The organism is Globicatella sulfidifaciens DSM 15739 (genome assembly GCF_900167405.1).
Taxonomy (GTDB): Bacteria; Bacillota; Bacilli; order Lactobacillales; family Aerococcaceae; genus Globicatella; species Globicatella sulfidifaciens.
Map to the genome: position 1 here is coordinate 21,655 of NZ_FUWO01000013.1, position 16,791 is coordinate 38,445.

Genomic DNA, 16,791 nt, shown 5'->3' on the forward strand with positions numbered 1-16,791 from the left:
AACGTAGAGCTTTTAAAATTGGTTTTGCGATTGAATACAATATTCGTTTTACAAGGTGATTAAATGATATGAACCATTTAATAGGCAATCTTCGTTTCACAATGCGATAGAATGATATAGACCTTTTAACAACAATTATGCGCTTCACGATGAAATTGAATAGATAATAACGAACCTGGTGTGCCAGTTGAACGAGTGGTAAAAAGAGCTACTCAATCACATTAACACACCAGGTTTATTTTTTTGTTATAAAATGCATGGACTAAATTGGCTGCATTAAAGTACTTTTGCATCAATATTAGCTTTGTTGAGTATTGGAAATAATAACATAAAAGATGACATATAAGATACCAGCTGCTGGCCAGATAATCCAAGACGTTGCCCAAGTATCAAAATAAAAACTATAGACAATATAAATAAATAAGGCGGTCATCCAATAAATCGTAATCCAAGGCTCGATCTTTGATTTAACTTTTTTCTTTGACGGTTGATACTCACCTTCTTCTAGTAATATTGCATAAGTATTCCGAGGTATACTAATTTGAATGAGTAAAGCAACACCCATCGCTATCAGAATGAGCAAAATAGCAATTCCAACTATTGAGATAAATTCATTGGCAAATAATAATTCAGCAATGAGGATACTTAAAGGTGATAATATAAGTAAGACGATAGCAAGAATTAATTTACCAATAAAGGCATTGCGTGATTGACGTTGCTTTTCTTGAACTAAAGGGACAATTCCTGGATCGAGAGCAATCGGGTCGGTTTCCATAAATTCATATTCAGATAATTGCATCCCGGCAAAAATTATAATACCAACGCCAATGGCAACGAAAGTTAACACAAAAATGATGCCAATCAAGGAGGCGGTGTTTTCGGTTATATCTAATTTTCCAGATTCTTGTGCTTGCGATAATAGGATTAAAGCAATTGGCGAAGTAATTAAGAGAGCAGCGGCTAATGCGTACCATTTGGCCATTTTTTGACGTAAGTCTATAAAGTTTTTGGCCATTTCCAAGGTGACTCTTTTGGCGGGGGTCGAACCCTTTTGAACTGATAACGATTCTAGCAAATCATCCTTTAAGAGATAATCAGTTGACACGTCAAACAATTGGCTTAATTGGATAATTTTTTCTGAATCAGGGATCGCTTGGTTACTTTCCCATTTTGAAACGGATTGACGCGAGATATCTAATGCCTGTGCTAATTCTTCTTGAGACCAATGACGACTCTTCCTTAATTCGTAAATCTTTTCTGCTAAGTTCATTTTTATCACTCCAATTTTGTTTTATTTTCTACTTTAATAATAGGAAATATGGTGATGGAATGCTATCAACTTGAGTTGACAATGTGTCAACTAGCGGTTGCAACCTTGATATAATCAGCTTTAACAAAGAATATTAAATATTTGAAAGGTTGATAAGTGAAAGTTTTAGATTTTAACACCCATTACGTAAGGTACGGTATTAGATAAATAATATCTGTTGCGAAGGAGCACTTGATGATGATGGATTCAATAAAACGACATTATATTCATAGCGCGAGCTAAATGGCTATTTAAGATTGAAAATAAAAAAAGAGCAAATAAATCATCTTAAATAGATAGAAGTAAAAAAGGATATAAATCCATTCGTTGAGGACCTCTTTTGTCATGCTATTTAAGTAATTTACTTGCTTACAAGCTTTTATTTATTTTTTTGTTCAATTGCTAAATCAACCAAATGACGGGCTAACCATTCGTTTCTAACCAGTAGTGGGCCGTGGAAATAAGATCCAAAGGTGTTTTTATAATGCATCCCTTCGGTTTTATCTTGATTATTATTTCCATACCCCGTAATAACTTTGCCGAGTGGTTCTAAGGCATCGGTTAAGTAAGTGACACCATTATGGTTTTCAAATCCATAATAGGTTTGTTGGTTGATTTCATCATAGATTTCAATATCACCGATAAAACGACTATTGATTTGACGTTCCGTATAATGGGGCAGGACACCTAAACCTTTAATTTGTTCGCCATCGGCTGTCGTATAATATTGACCTAATAATTGGAATCCGCCACAAATTGCTAATAAAACGCCATTTTGTTCGATGTAACGTTTAATCTCAGGGATTAGACGTTGACAATCTTTGGCGATGATTTTTTGTTCAAAATCTTGGCCACCACCAAAGAAAATAATATCAAAATCATCGGCATTGAATGGGTCTTCTAAGCTGACCATGGTTGTTTCAACCTGATAGCCTTTTTCGCGTGCATAGTACTGAATCATGAGTAAATTCCCATTGTCACCATAGGTGTTGAGTAAATTCCCATATAAATGACAGATTCTAATTGTATTGGTCATTTTTTTACGCTCCTTTGTTTGATTGAATATATCCTTTTTGAATAAAGGCTTCGCGTAAATCTAGCATGGCAGTATAAGTTGCTAAAATATGAACATATTCTGTCGGTGCAGCCTTTATCGCTTCGATAATTTGTTCATTGTTTTCCACTTGATTAATCAATTCAGGCTGAATGCCAGCGACCGTTAGACGCTTGGTCATTTCATCAGCTTTCATCCCTGAAGTGACGACTTTTTCAATAGGAAAATCAACGATTTGTTCATAATGTCCGTCCCAAATCCAGCTGACGTCAGTACCATCGGCATAATTATTATTTAAAATACTAATTAAAGTAAATGGATTTTGATCCAAACCAATCAAAGCTAGGACTTGGTTTAAGCCAACGGGATTTTTGACTAAGTTTAATAAAACTTTTTTTCCTTCAATGTTTATCATTTCTTGACGTCCGAATACGCGTTCGGCTTTCATAAAACTTTCACGAATTTTTGCCGGTTCGACATCAAAAAATGAAGCGACACTATAGGCAGCTAAAGCATTGTAAACATTATAAAGCCCCGCTACTGGAATTTCAAAATGGTGGCCGTCAATTCTGAAACTAGAATGAGTTAAGGCCAATTCTTCAACTTCAGTGACTTGATAGGTTAATTCAGGACGTTTAAAATCACAATGTCCACAATAATATTTTCCTAAATTGGCATAAGTTAAAGAATGATATTTTAGAATATGATGACAGTGCGGACATAAGACGCCGTCGGTATTATAATGTGGTTCCACATCGTGATCTGTCTCATGATTGAAGCCAAAATATTGACGTGGATTAGGCAATTCAGTTGAATTGAATAAGGGTGAATCGCCATTTGCAATGACGGTAGCTGTCGGTACTTCTTTAGCTGCATTGGTCATTAGTTCATAGATTGAATAAATTTCTCCATAGCGATCCATTTGGTCACGGAAAACATTGGTATGTAAGAACGCAATAGGATTTAGATGCTTCACCACGTGCTTTAAAGACCCTTCATCCACTTCTAAAACCGCAATCCCTTGCTCCCCTTTAGGAATAGCAGGAGCTGCTAGAAAAGTACTGACGATCCCTTGTGCCATATTGGACCCTGTAGGGTTTGTAACAATGTGATTGAACTTTTCTTTTAAGGCTTGAACCGTTAAGGCGGTGGTTAAAGTTTTACCATTGGTACCGGTAATAATGACGACTTGATAATTTTTCGCTAAATCAGATAAGATATTAGGATCAATTGTTTGGGCTAATTTACCAGGCAAACTACTCCCACCATTAGTAAAATTAGTTAAAACCCAACGACTGGATTTTCCGATTAAGCGAGCAATACTACTTCTAAGACTCATTGAATATGTCTCCTTTATTTGATATTTCATTTCTATATAATAGCAATACTTGACTAAATAATAAAGGTTTAAGAATTAATTTTAATAAAAAAACTCCGTTTCGATAAGAAACAGAGTGGCGAAACATTATAATTCGCAGGCAATTCCGTCTTTATCACGGTCCAACTGAGGGCGATAGCCAGGTTCACCTTGGTATAAAGGAGCAGCTCCAGCAGCTTTAGCTTCGGAACAGTTTTTAAAATAAATATTTTGGCTAGCTGCTTGATTATCTTGACTAGAAAAGCCGACTTGATTATTCTGAGCATTACTTTGGTATTGATCAACGTCAATATTTTCACCAAAGGTTTCGTTAGTTGACCATACATTTAACCCGTTACGTTTAGCATAATCTTCGGAAAAAATAAGCGTTTCTAAATAGGGGCTATTAGCATCGTCTTGACTATAGTAAGCGGTCAATCCTTCTGTCGTCATCACTTCCTGAACTAAGATTTTGTCAGTCCATAAATAAATCAGTGAGCGACCTTGACTGTCTTTTTGCTCATCGGCGAGAAATTCGATTTTAATGTCCTTAGCGGATTGTAATAGTTCATTTAAACGCGCTTTCGACTCATTAGCAAAACTTTGGGGTCCAGTGACGGGATGTTGTAATTTTGGTGCGTAGACATTGGCTAATTTAAAAGTATTGACGTCGCCATTCTCTAATTCAATCTTTAAGGAATCCCCATCAATGACATCAAACTCTACGATGTCCACTAATTTAGCATTATTTTGTGGTTTTGCTAAAATTTTATACCCTAAAGTAGCTTCGTTGACCTCGGCTTTAACAGTTAAACTAGGAAACAATATCATGAAACATAGTGCCATTAACATAAAAAAATGAACTAATTTTTGCAATCGAAACACTCCTTAATAGATTACTTATAACTATATCATACCATAAATATTTGTATAAAAAACACTTAATAAGAAAACGACTGATAATGATTCACCTAGTAAGGTTCTTCCATTATTCAATTAAGAAGCGGTCTGAAATGTCTACACCCGACTCGGCTAATTCGCTAAAGAAATCCTCAACAAATTGCACCATTCGTTGATGACGTTTGTTAGCTAGTTTTTGGCCTTTATCGGTCACAATTAAATCCTTGAGTTTTAATAATTTTTCATCAAAATGAGCAATAGCGTTACGTTTTTTTTGACGATAATCAGCATAGTTATTTAATTCAACCTTTGCTAAAGCAGGATCATAAAAGGGAGCGTGTTTTACTTGGCCATTATATTGAAAGGTGCGCGCAATCCCAATGGCGCCCATGGCATCTAATAAATCAGCATCGCTGACAATCATTGCTGCTCGAGTCCGGTCAACTTGATGGAATCCACCTTTGTAACCAATCGATTGTATATCTTTGATTAAACGTGAGTATAATGTTGGCTCAATGTGATGGTCAGCTAGAATATTTTTTAACTGTTGTAATGCATCATCAGGATTGAGTTTATCATCTAACTCTTCATGGAGTAGAGCTAATAATTTAATGTACTCGCAATCATCTTGCGGTTGTGCCAGATTTAAAGCTAAATAAGTAACACGGTAAATATGAAACCAATCGTGTCCACTGGCTTCATTTTGATACTTGGTTTTAATATACTGTTCAAGTTGTTCGATGTTATTAATCATAATAGCGCTCCTTGTATTATATCATTAAAAATCTCTTTGACTGAGGGGGAATCATTTAAAGCCGAATCATCATCCTATCACGGGGCTTGGTGTCCTAACCTTGAGCGATACCTCTTGGAAAGAATGATAACATAACCAACACACTTATGCCTTATCGCTTACCTCCTTTAAAGACGATGATTGACCATCCTCGCAAATGCCGACTTAATTTTCTAAGCTAATGATTATCATTATAGCGTGTTTTTGATACAATGAATACAATTAGATGACATGGAGTGTCATGAACGATGGAAACGATTGGGAGTAGACCAGAAGTTGAAAATTGAATAAATTTTGCTTCGTCTTCCTACCCCCCCGCACAGTTTGAGGCCACTCAACCCTTGCGCTTTTAATGAATAAGCACTAATTTGACTGAATTTTTTCAAATTTATGTTCAATATCATTAAGACGCAGTTTGAAACCACTCAACCCTTGCGCTTTTAATTATCGAGCAAACTTATCTATTTTAAGTCAATTGAGTGAAAGAAAAACATTACCTTAACGTCAAAAGAAGCCTATTTCCGGCATAAAAGTAGGAAATAAATCAACAGGAGTGCCATGATAGTAATCCGTTTTAATTAAATTTTAGGTATTTATTTTACAATCGAAATGTTAATATGCCTATCTGAGAATAGTAGAGAGAAGAGGGATTAAGATGAAACTGTTATTAGCAGAAGATGAAAAAGATCTTGCTAAAGGATTGAAAGCAATTCTTGAACATAATAAATATATAGTGGATGTGGTTCATGATGGCGAAGATGCTTTATACTATGCTCAAACGGAACATTATGATTGTCTGATTTTAGACGTGATGATGCCGAAAAAATCTGGTTTTGAAGTGCTTTTTCAATTAAGAAAAGAAGGCTATCAAACCCCAATCTTATTATTAACGGCCAAAAACCAATTAGAAGATAAAGTAACCGGACTCGATTTAGGAGCTGATGATTACTTGACGAAACCTTTTGACACACCAGAGTTATTAGCTCGAATTCGTTCGGTTTTACGGCGCCCAAATAATTTTGTTTCCGAGATTTTGACGGTTGGAGACTGTATTTTAGATCGCAGTAATTATCAACTCCAAGCCAATGGCAAACAAGTGACGTTAAATAACAAAGAATTCCAATTGATTGAGATGTTCTTTTTAAATAACAATCAAGTTTTATCCAAAGAATTAATTATGGATCGTATTTGGGGGTTGGAATCAGAAGCCGAAATCAATGTTGTTTGGGTGAATATTTCTTCATTACGTAAAAAATTACAACAATTAAATTCAAAAGTAAAAATTTCCGCACAACGAGGATTAGGCTATACTTTAGAAGTGGAAGATTAATCGAACGATTGAAAAAAGTGAGTGGGTAAGAAGTAGAAATGCGATTAAATTTCGCTTTGTCTATTTAAGCGCGCACCGGTGAGTAGATATCAAATAAGTACTTAAGACACCATTCGATGCCGTTGGCTAATGTGTCATAAAAACATCAGAAGGAATCAAAAGTCATTGTTAAAGTTATTGGCTATCTTCAAGAAGATTAGACGAAACAGATAAAAAATGGAAAATGTTCGCTTCGCCTATTCTTTAGTTAGTGATAATATTGGTGAAATACTATCTCAATTTATAATTACACGATACAATGACGATAAATGTTCTGCAATAAAAATAATATTAGGGAGTTTGAATGCGAATGAAGGTGAAGCGAATTGATTAATGAGATGAAACGCCGCTTTATGATTGTGTCAATGGGATCTTTTACCGTCGTAATGCTCATTTTGTTTTTAGTCTTAAATGGTTTCAATTATGCGCAAGTTATTAGTCGACAAGAGCAACAGACACTCGACTTCGTTGAAATGCAATTAGGTATCAACCAACGTGAGATTACTTTAAATAATGGCGCCACCGTCCTGATCGAACCCACGCCCAAAATTCGTAATAATACCTTTAATTTTGAGAACTTCTTTGGTTTAATTAAAGAGGAACGTGAAACCCGCGATATGATTGACTTTTTCTATGTTGTATTTGATAGTGAAGGGAAAATCAAACAAACAACCATCGGTATCGGGGAGAATATTACTGAAGCAGCTGCTCAAGAAGCTGCCATCGAAATCTATGGACAAGAGCTTACACATGGTTGGTCGGGTTATTATCGCTTTATGAAGAAAGTGTTGTTAGATGGACGAACGCTGGTGATGTATGTTGATTCGTTTGCCGAGATTGAAATGATTGTTCGTTTTTTTAGTTTATCAGCTGGGATTTTCGCAATATTATTAATTGTCGTTTATTTATTATTGGCTTATTTCTCTAAAAAAGCCATCATGCCATTAGTAAAAAATATTGAACGCCAAAAAAAATTTATCAGCAATGCCAGTCATGAAATCAAAACACCTTTGGCTGTTTTATCGACGAATAATGATGTGATGGAAATGATTGGATATAAAAATGAATGGACTGAAAGTAATCGTAATCAAATTAAACGGTTGAATATGTTGATTGAGCAAATGTTGCTGTTAGCTCGTTTTGATGAAGGAAAAAATACCATTGAATTGACGAAGGTCAACTTGACCGATTTAATAAAAAATGAAATTAATGAGTTGAGTACTTTAATTAAAGAGAATGACAAAACGATTTTGCTGGAATTACCGGATAATTTAGTCGAAACAACAGATGAAGCAAGTATGCGTCAATTAACCACTATTTTATTAGAAAATGCCGTCAAATATCATGTAGGAAGCGAACCGATTATCATTAAATGGCAACCAGCCAAACGCGAATTATGGTTTGAAAATGAATGTGACCCGATGACTGAAGAAGAACGTAAACAATTATTTGAAAGGTTTTATCGACGTGATACAGCTCGCAACCGCGAACAAGGTGGTAGCGGAATGGGCTTGTCAATTGCAGCAGCAGTTGCAAAAGCAGCGGGGTTAAAACTGACAACCGAGTTAATCAATCCATCACGTATCGCATTTAAAATTGGTTTTAATGGGCACAACAAAGATAGTTGGCAAATTAAACAACGCTTGTTTAAAAAATAATCAAGACCGAGAGGCTAGGATGAAACGAAAGTTTTTTCTTGGCCTCTTATTTTATTTAATGGGAAGCATGAGAAGTTATGTAAGGATTTATTAATAATAATGTCAGAGAAAAGCAATTCGCTATCTATAGAGCCAAGTACTCTTTATTCGACTATCATCGTAAAGTTGCTGTGATAATCCTCCATAAAGGTGTTTCTTATAAATGTTATGAGAATTGTCCCGAAAAGGTTAATAAAGGAGCGTTCGCCAATCGGGTTCCCAGACTCATAGTTTAACTGATATTATCAATTAGGTTAAAGACTTAAAAATGAAGGTTTCTCTAAAAACTAGAATTGCTATAATATAAGAGAAGTTAAAAATATTCCTAGATTCACGAGTAAAAACTTGATAGATAAATCATAATTTTAGTATTTAGACAGTTTTATCGTGTATACTTAAGGAAACATTTATCTATCTCACTATTAAAAAATAATTTAACAATCAAAATTGAAAGCAATGTCTAAAGATTTTAATTTAGGACTAAAAACTATCAAGATACATATCGTTTTCCTATCAACATCAATGTATTTAAATTAAAGAATTAGTTGATTGTTTAAACGGAGAACAACCAATTTAAAATGATATGTTAGAACTAATGAAACAGATACAAGAGCAAAAGATAATAAAAATGCTGTGCTTTTTATTTAAAACCAAATAATAAGAATGGATAGTGGACAAGAGTAGAAAATGAGAAAATTACCGCTTCAAATTCTTCCTACGACACCGTTGATCCGTTACCAAATAAGACTTTAAAACACTGTTTGGTTCAACTTAATCACTGTAAGTATAATTAACCAGCACGCACTTGACTGCATTTATTAAGTTTATGCGCAGTCAAATTTTAAAAGAAAATCGCAGTTGAGTTAGTTGACAATTAAAATATTTTGGGGGCAAGGATAATGAGATTATGGCACGAAAAGATAATACCACTGCTTCCAAGGAATCAATTACTCGGCCAACATCGAGAATGTTGTGCTTTAAGAGGAAATGGATGGGGGAAGAAACATGAGACGGTTGATTACGTATTTTTATATACACCTTACCACTTGTACCAATACCATTTATTAGTAATGAATGAAATGGAGCAAAGAGGTTACAATGTATCTCAAGAATGGAAAGATAAAAATTATAGAGGGAAAAATGCAAAAGAGTATCAGAATCTTAAAGAGGAATCTATTAATAATCCAATTTATAAAGAGCATAATGACTCTTATTTATCTGAATGTCTGAAAAATTTAGAAGCAAAAGGAATACAAAACTTGTAAAGAAATGAAATATTTTATCAAGTGCCAGAAAATATTTGTGCTTTATAACAAGAAAAAGTATTACCAATGGATATAAATTTATAAAATGAAAGAAGCAAATTGAATCCCATGATTAAAAGCGACGATTAAATTAAGAGCTTCAGAGACACTTTTGATTCATTAACCAAATAAAGTTATTTCTATGTTTAGATAAGTCAAAGAGTTTGCAATGAAAATGCGAAGCTATGAAATTTTTATACAAAGTATTCATCCAATAAAAAGTCTCGAGTTTTTCTGTGAAAAAATTCGTACGAATGTAATTCCTATTTTCAACTGGGATATATAGAAGTAAGTCATGTTTCTCGTGATTACTAATTAGTCTGCACACTATCGTACTGTTGATCCGTTATTACAGAAGCCCTTAAATCTTAGTTTGATAGTATTCAATCACAGAGGTTACAATTATCAAACACGCTTATGATTGATTTTATTATCTTTATGCCTAGTCACTATACAATATTTTTAACAAGGAGAAGCAATATGGAAAATTTAAATACACAAACAAAAGCATGGATTAACTTGATGGCCTTTTTAATAAGTTTAGGTGTCAATGCTTTAGGTGCCTTAGGCCAATTCAATGGTATGAGCCAAAAAGCAATTTCTGATAAGTACCATACACTGATTACACCAGCACCCATTACTTTTTCAATTTGGAGTATCATCTATCTATTGCTTTTAATCACTCTGATTGTGATGATTATAAAAGCGAAAGATAAAGCATATAAAAAAATGATAGATATTTTATCTCCAATTTTTCTTATAAGTTGTATCTTTAATATGTTGTGGATTGTAAGTTTTTCTTACGAAAAAATAGGCATTTCAACACTATTAATATTCGGCTTACTTTTCAGTTTGACAACAATTAACAAAAAATTACTTCAACATAAACGAGAAATTCCCTATCGACTTGTCAGCATCACCTTCGGCCTATATGCGGGTTGGGTAACGATTGCTACAGTTGTCAATATTGCTAGCTACTTAGTCAGCATCAGTTGGAATGGTTTAGGGATAGATCCAATCATTTGGGCACCGATGACCTTGATTATTTCTTTAGTGATTGTTACTACTATAAAGATGAATTTAAAAAATGCGCTGTATTCATTACCAGTAGCATGGGCATTTTTTGGAATATTAATGGAAATTGACCGATTAGCAGACCCACTAAATTATGGACCTTATATGAAACCCGTTATTATGGTGGGGATCTTCTTTTTATTGTATCTTTCAATTAAACAGTTTAAACAAAATAATTATGATGCAATTTAGTTAGGAGAACAAATAGTGGTAATAAAGTTATTTCATGATACTTGACTTTTATTGTGGACACTATTAGACAAATAAAAGACATTATCTGATAAAGATTCCTTGAGATTTTAATGAGAGGAATCTTTTTTTGGTGGAAAACTTGTTGGCCTGTCATAAAGATGTTATACCTGGAAGCAATTCAACTAGCTAAACCTTTTAATTGCTGAATTGTTCAACCCATCTCAGCAAATAGCTTTGGAAAGTTTCATCTTAACTATTAGGATTACTTTAAAAGAATCCACTTTGCTAATGCAGTCCGATGTTTATCGTTTGATTGAATTTTTATGTTGAAAGATAATAGAAGTGAAATTACTGACTCACGATATAAGAAAGCAGTATTGTTTTAAAGAAGCGTTTAAAGTATTGTCAAAAGATACTGTTGTAGCAATCGTAAGCACGAAGGGGATTGCACATTGAATTTAACTTAAAAGTAAGGTATTCTAAAGAAAATGAAAGAGGAGTGAAATCGCGTGTCAAAAAATAAAAACTTTAAGAAAAACCAAGAGGTAGTGGGACTCGTTGAAGATTTAACTTCAGAAGGGTTAGGCGTGATTCGGGTGGACGGTTTTCCATTATTCGTTGAAGGCGCGATACCTGGCGAAATTGTTCATGCCAAAATCATGAAAGCGACCAAAAACTTCGGTTTCGCTCGCTTAGTTGAAATAGAAAATCCGGCTTATGATCGTCGAGAAATTATCGACCCGATCGGTCGTCAAATCGGTACGATGACCTTGCAACATATGAGCTATGATTTACAACTCGCTTTTAAACAAGAAACAGTGCGCAATGCCTTTCGTAAATTAGGCGGTTTTAAGAACATTGAAGTGCGCATGACCTTAGGGATGAGTCATCCATGGGAATATCGTAATAAGGCACAAATTCCAACGAGAATGGTAAATGGAGAGTTAGAGACTGGCTTCTTTAGAAAGAATTCGCATGATTTAGTTCCAGTCGAAAATTTTTATATTCAACATCCTGAGATTGACCGCGCGGTTGCGGTGGTTAAAAATATTTTACGTCAGTTTAAAGTAGAAGCTTATAATGAAGAAGGTCATTCAGGGATGATGCGGCATATTATTGTTAAACGCGGACATTATTCCGGTGAAATGATGGTTATCCTGGTCATTAATCAAAAAGCAATGCCCCAAGAAGAGGCGATTGCCCAAGAAATTATGGTGCAATTACCGGAAGTCGTATCGGTCATTTTGAATGTCCAAGATAAAAAGACCAATGTCATTATGGGACCAGAATCTCGAGTATTAGCAGGTGAAGGTGAGTATCGTGATCAAATGTTAGGCAAACAATTCTTTATCTCCGCCCACTCATTTTATCAAGTGAATACCCCACAAGCGGAAGTGCTTTACCAAGAAGCGATTAAAGCTGCGGCGATTAAAGACACCGATACCGTCTTAGATGCTTATTGTGGAATTGGCACCATTTCCTTAGCACTGGCCGATCATGCGAAACAAGTGTATGCGATGGAAATCGTTCCACAAGCCATTGAAATGGCTAAGAAAAATGCTGAGTATAATTATGTGGACAATGTGATTTTCGAAGCCGGAAAAGCCGAAGAAGTCCTACCAAAATGGAATCAAGAAGGCGTTCAATTTGATGTGGTAGTCGTTGACCCACCTAGAAAAGGATTAGACCCTGCCTTTGTCGAAAGTGTCATCGAACAAGCGCCCGAACGCATCGCCTACGTCAGCTGTAACCCTGCCACCTGTGCCAGAGATTGCCGACTGTTCGCGGATGCCGGCTATCAGGTGAAATACGTACAACCAGTGGACTTATTCCCACAGACCGTGCATGTGGAGTGCGTGGTATTGATGTCTAGGGTGGATGAATAAGAAGAGTTGAAGTGTTGATAGAATAAGGTTTTCCAGTGGTTTTGGAGAATGTCCAAGCTGGGAAATCTTATTTTTATTTGAGGAGAAATGAAGCGTGGCTTTCGGTAAAAGTAGGGTTGAGTAGACAGAATGGATTTTGGTAGGGGAGTTGATAAGTTAGATGAATTTTAAAATATATAAAAGGAAGATAGAAGATAAAGAAAAATCTATCTTCCTTAAATCAATAATTTTAGTTTGCGTAATAAGTTATAATCTGTGATAGAGCATTCTTTAAAAAGTCATCATTATCAGAGTTAAAGTTTAATGGGAATGCTCCTATGCATTCATATGGTAGCTTATCGGATATTTGATGAGTTTCAGGATGGTCTCCAGGGAAGAGGACAAATGCTCCAATCGTATTTTTAATACCGTCCCTATACCCATGCATTTTTACTAAATCTTCATTCTTGCTAGTAGAATCGTTGGATACTCTAAATTTTGCATCAAAATGATAATTATAAATAATATCATCGTGAAAAATTTGTAATGTGAAATCAGGCTCGAAATTAACTGAATATGATGAGTTGTTTCGTTTAGTAAAGGAATGCTGAAATAATAATTTAGCTTGCGGTAATGATTCTTTAGCAGGGAAACTAAAAGTAACCCCATTGTTTGTTTCAGATAAAGAGATTGTATATATTTTGTCGGTCGTAAATGTAACATGTGCAGTTGCATCTTCATCATAGATATCTTGAATAATATCCACAAGTCTAAACAAACAAGTATATTCATATAATTTATCTATTGATCGATTTTGAAATAATTCAATTAAAGATTCATCATCAAAACAGCTTTCGATGAGCAAACAATAGAGAATTTAGAAAAACTGATTCAGAGTAAAAACACATTAATTAAACTGGCACTAGCTATTGAAACAACTAAAATTGCACTAGAAGACGACCGTATCATATTCCCTTGGTTTGAAAGAGAATTGACACCAGAGGAACTAGAAACATACACAAAGTTTATTGTCGCATTATGCGAAACAGCTCTAAAGCAAAAACGAGTGACGGCAGTTGAAAAACAAGTCGAAAACGAAAAATATGCATTTCGATGTTTCCTGTTAAAGCTAAATTTTATAGGCGATGAATATAAATCCGACAGAAAGCTCTTGATGTCAAAACTGTCAGGTGATTCTTCATTTAAAAGAACGAAAAAAATGGTGGAAGCTTCATGAACAATATAACGAAAGAATCGCTGACCAAGTTAAAAAAACAATATCAGCCTGGAACAAGAGTACGTTTGATTGAAATGGATGATCCATATTCAAATCTTATCCCAGGTGATGAAGGAACTGTTTCTTATGTCGATGATATAGGAACAATACACATAAAATGGGATAAAGGAAGTTCACTCGGAATTGTATTTGGAGTTGATAAGTGTCTAATCATCGAACAATAAAAATACATTCAAATAAGTGTAGATAACACTTGATATATAAGGCTTTTAGAGTGATATATGTATGTAACAAAAACACACATACACTCTAAAAGGGGATGATGAAATGTTAAACGCAAAGTTTGGAATTGAAATTGAATTCACAGGAATCACAAGAGAAAAAGCAGCGAAGGTAGCAGCAAAGTTTCTTGAGGGGAAATACATCGAAGGTGGAACATACTACGATGTAAAGAAAGTGAAAGTTCCAGACGGACGGATATGGGAATTTGTTTATGATGGAAGTATTCGGACGCAAGTTAGTCGAAACGGTAGAAGGGTTAATGCAAACAGAGATTATAGCGTTGAGATTGTAAGCCCAATTCTAACCTACCGAAAAGACATTGACACTTTACAGGAGCTTGTTCGAAGGATACGGAAAGCGGGAGCCTTTACCAATTCATCTTGTGGAGTTCACATTCACTTAGATGGGAGCCCACATACACCAAGGAGCATACGAAACTTTGTAAACATCATCGCAAGTAGGAACGATTTGTTTTACAAGGCACTAGAAATCAAGAATGAGAGAATGCGTTATTGCAAACGGATGGATGACATTTTAGTAGAAAAGATGAATCGGAAAAAGCCAAAGACAATGCGGGAAATTGAAGACATTTGGTATGAAGGATACAGCGAAAGCAGAAGTAGACACTATCATAATAGCCGATACCATTTCTTAAATCTACATAGCTTTTTTAGAAGAAACCGAACGGTTGAGTTACGAGGCTTTAACAGTGTCCTTCACGCAGGGAAAATAAGAAGCTTCATAGTTTTATCCCTAGCAATCAACAATCAAGCATTAACACAGAAAAGCGCTTCATCGAAAAAACCGCAAGTTGAAAATGAAAAATTTGCCATGCGAACATACCTCAATCGAATCGGATTGATTGGAGAAGAGTTCGCAAACTGTAGGGCACACTTAACCAAGCCTTTGTCAGGCTCAGCAGCGTGGAGGTTCCGGGTTGGATAAGCTACCCGGAATCATTCAAAAATAAATTGTGAAAGGATTGACATGATGGGTAAATTATATATTGCTTACGGATCAAATTTAAATCTAGAACAAATGGCAAATAGATGTCCGACTGCAAAAGTAGTAGGACCAAGTGAAATAAAGGGGCACAAACTCGTTTTTAGGGGGCCACACGCGCATGCAGTTGCAACGGTTGAACCATGCAAGGGAGAAAGCGTTCCGGTCCTTGTGTGGCAGATTACCTCTAGTGACGAAAAGGCACTTGATCGTTATGAAGGATGGCCACATCTGTATAGAAAAGAAATGATGAAAGTTAAAGTAGATAAAAAGACAGTAAATGCGATGGTCTATATTATGAATGAAGGCAGACCACTTGAGCAGCCGAGTTGTTACTATTACTCAACCATATTAGAAGGTTATCAAAGCGCAGGATTTGATGTCGAATATTTACGTAGAGCAGTTGAGAATTCATATAAAAAAGACGGTGTTACTTTAGAAAACGAATCTAATGGAGGGAAATTAGTGTAGTCCGAATAATATGATAATATACAAGCAAAGTTGAACACACTAGGTGAATGGAAAATACCAAAAAAGGACTGCCTAGATGGCAATCCTTTTTATTAAATGCTAAGGAATTTGTCACTTAGTTATTAAACAATTTATAGCTATTAAATACTGATAAAAATTGTTCGAAGTTAATGTTCCTTAAATCCTTTATTTTTGCATAACTTAAGGCTTTATTAAACTGGTTTTTAGTAAATAGTTCTCTGTATTCTTGGTTAACCCATTTCATAACAAAATTTTCATATTGTTTTCTATCTTTGAGTGATATTTTTGAAGGGTGTCTTTTTAATACAATTAACGAGCTATTAACTCTAGGTTTTGGATGAAAGTATTCTTTAGGGATTTTACTTAATATGGATATATCAACTTCTGTCATTAAAAATAGTGCTAGTGAACGATTTGTATTTAGCAACCTTTTAGCAAATCCATATTCCACTATTAAATAACTTTCTGTAGCTGTGCTTTCAAAAACAATTTTTCGAATTATATCTGTACTTATATTGTAGGGTATATTTCCATATATCTTATATGACTTATTTTTAGGAAACTTAAATTGTAAAATATCTTTATTGATAACCTGGAAGTTCTCATATTCAATAAGTTTGTTTTTAGTTATCCTACATAATTTAGGATCTATTTCAATGGCGGTTACATAATTACACCTTTTAGCTAATTCAAACGTGAAATGACCTTTCCCTGAACCAATCTCAATAATATTATCATTTGTATTTAAATGTACATTTCTCAAAATTTCATTTATATGATGCTTTGAAGTAATAAAGTTTTGACTATCTTTTATATTTTTTTTGTTCATTATAACCCACTCCTATGAGGTTATAATGAATGTTT

At 34.7% G+C, this 16,791-nt stretch carries 15 protein-coding genes; 8 read left to right on the top strand and 7 right to left on the bottom strand.

Annotation, left to right across the window (positions count from 1 at the left end; genetic code table 11):
- Window positions 1-298 precede the first annotated feature (298 nt).
- The 5 genes from B5D12_RS07330 to B5D12_RS07350 form a co-directional block, all read right to left on the bottom strand.
- Window positions 299-1,270: a helix-turn-helix domain-containing protein gene (locus B5D12_RS07330; protein WP_078756206.1), complete on the bottom strand. Its 972-nt coding sequence runs from the start codon at window positions 1,268-1,270 to the stop codon at window positions 299-301.
- A gap of 418 nt (window positions 1,271-1,688) precedes the next feature.
- Entirely contained in the window at window positions 1,689-2,345 is a 657-nt protein-coding gene (locus B5D12_RS07335) for a type 1 glutamine amidotransferase (protein WP_066126531.1), read from the bottom strand.
- Between the two features lie 4 nt (window positions 2,346-2,349).
- A complete protein-coding gene (locus B5D12_RS07340; protein ID WP_078756207.1) occupies window positions 2,350-3,702 on the bottom strand; it encodes a Mur ligase family protein in 1,353 nt (450 codons plus the stop codon).
- Between the two features lie 126 nt (window positions 3,703-3,828).
- Window positions 3,829-4,596, bottom strand: a complete 768-nt coding sequence (locus B5D12_RS10460) for a thermonuclease family protein (RefSeq protein WP_078756208.1) — start codon at window positions 4,594-4,596, stop codon at window positions 3,829-3,831.
- A gap of 112 nt (window positions 4,597-4,708) precedes the next feature.
- Window positions 4,709-5,374 (bottom strand): HD domain-containing protein, encoded by a 666-nt coding sequence (locus tag B5D12_RS07350; protein ID WP_078756209.1) that lies wholly within the window; start codon window positions 5,372-5,374, stop codon window positions 4,709-4,711.
- A gap of 694 nt (window positions 5,375-6,068) precedes the next feature.
- Between B5D12_RS07350 and B5D12_RS07355 the strand changes: the two genes are divergently transcribed.
- The 5 genes from B5D12_RS07355 (at window position 6,069) to rlmD (ending at window position 12,935) form a co-directional block, all read left to right on the top strand.
- Complete coding sequence (locus B5D12_RS07355; RefSeq protein WP_078756210.1) at window positions 6,069-6,743, top strand: response regulator transcription factor; 675 nt, start codon at window positions 6,069-6,071, stop codon at window positions 6,741-6,743.
- 365 nt (window positions 6,744-7,108) lie between these two features.
- Entirely contained in the window at window positions 7,109-8,440 is a 1,332-nt protein-coding gene (locus B5D12_RS07360) for a sensor histidine kinase (protein WP_078756211.1), read from the top strand.
- 938 nt (window positions 8,441-9,378) lie between these two features.
- Window positions 9,379-9,744, top strand: coding sequence for a TIGR02328 family protein (locus B5D12_RS07365; RefSeq protein WP_078756212.1), 366 nt, complete (start codon window positions 9,379-9,381; stop codon window positions 9,742-9,744).
- A 519-nt stretch (window positions 9,745-10,263) separates the two neighbouring features.
- A complete protein-coding gene (locus B5D12_RS07370) occupies window positions 10,264-11,049 on the top strand; it encodes a tryptophan-rich sensory protein (RefSeq protein WP_159443893.1) in 786 nt (261 codons plus the stop codon).
- Window positions 11,050-11,558: 509 nt separating this feature from the next.
- Window positions 11,559-12,935: a 23S rRNA (uracil(1939)-C(5))-methyltransferase RlmD gene (gene rlmD / locus B5D12_RS07375; protein ID WP_078756214.1), complete on the top strand. Its 1,377-nt coding sequence runs from the start codon at window positions 11,559-11,561 to the stop codon at window positions 12,933-12,935.
- A 229-nt stretch (window positions 12,936-13,164) separates the two neighbouring features.
- Here the strand turns inward: rlmD and B5D12_RS07380 are convergent, their stop codons facing one another.
- Window positions 13,165-13,779, bottom strand: coding sequence for a nuclease domain-containing protein (locus B5D12_RS07380; RefSeq protein WP_268762618.1), 615 nt, complete (start codon window positions 13,777-13,779; stop codon window positions 13,165-13,167).
- 368 nt (window positions 13,780-14,147) lie between these two features.
- Between B5D12_RS07380 and B5D12_RS07390 the strand changes: the two genes are divergently transcribed.
- The 3 genes from B5D12_RS07390 (at window position 14,148) to B5D12_RS07400 (ending at window position 15,906) form a co-directional block, all read left to right on the top strand.
- The gene (locus tag B5D12_RS07390; RefSeq protein WP_078756217.1) at window positions 14,148-14,375 is read left to right on the top strand and encodes a DUF4314 domain-containing protein; all 228 of its coding nucleotides are present in this window, start codon (window positions 14,148-14,150) and stop codon (window positions 14,373-14,375) included.
- A gap of 103 nt (window positions 14,376-14,478) precedes the next feature.
- Window positions 14,479-15,378, top strand: a complete 900-nt coding sequence (locus B5D12_RS07395; protein ID WP_078756218.1) for an amidoligase family protein — start codon at window positions 14,479-14,481, stop codon at window positions 15,376-15,378.
- A 45-nt stretch (window positions 15,379-15,423) separates the two neighbouring features.
- Window positions 15,424-15,906: a gamma-glutamylcyclotransferase family protein gene (locus B5D12_RS07400; protein ID WP_234982939.1), complete on the top strand. Its 483-nt coding sequence runs from the start codon at window positions 15,424-15,426 to the stop codon at window positions 15,904-15,906.
- A gap of 115 nt (window positions 15,907-16,021) precedes the next feature.
- Here the strand turns inward: B5D12_RS07400 and erm are convergent, their stop codons facing one another.
- The gene (gene erm, locus B5D12_RS07405; protein ID WP_078756220.1) at window positions 16,022-16,756 is read right to left on the bottom strand and encodes a 23S ribosomal RNA methyltransferase Erm; all 735 of its coding nucleotides are present in this window, start codon (window positions 16,754-16,756) and stop codon (window positions 16,022-16,024) included.
- Window positions 16,757-16,791: the final 35 nt, after the last annotated feature.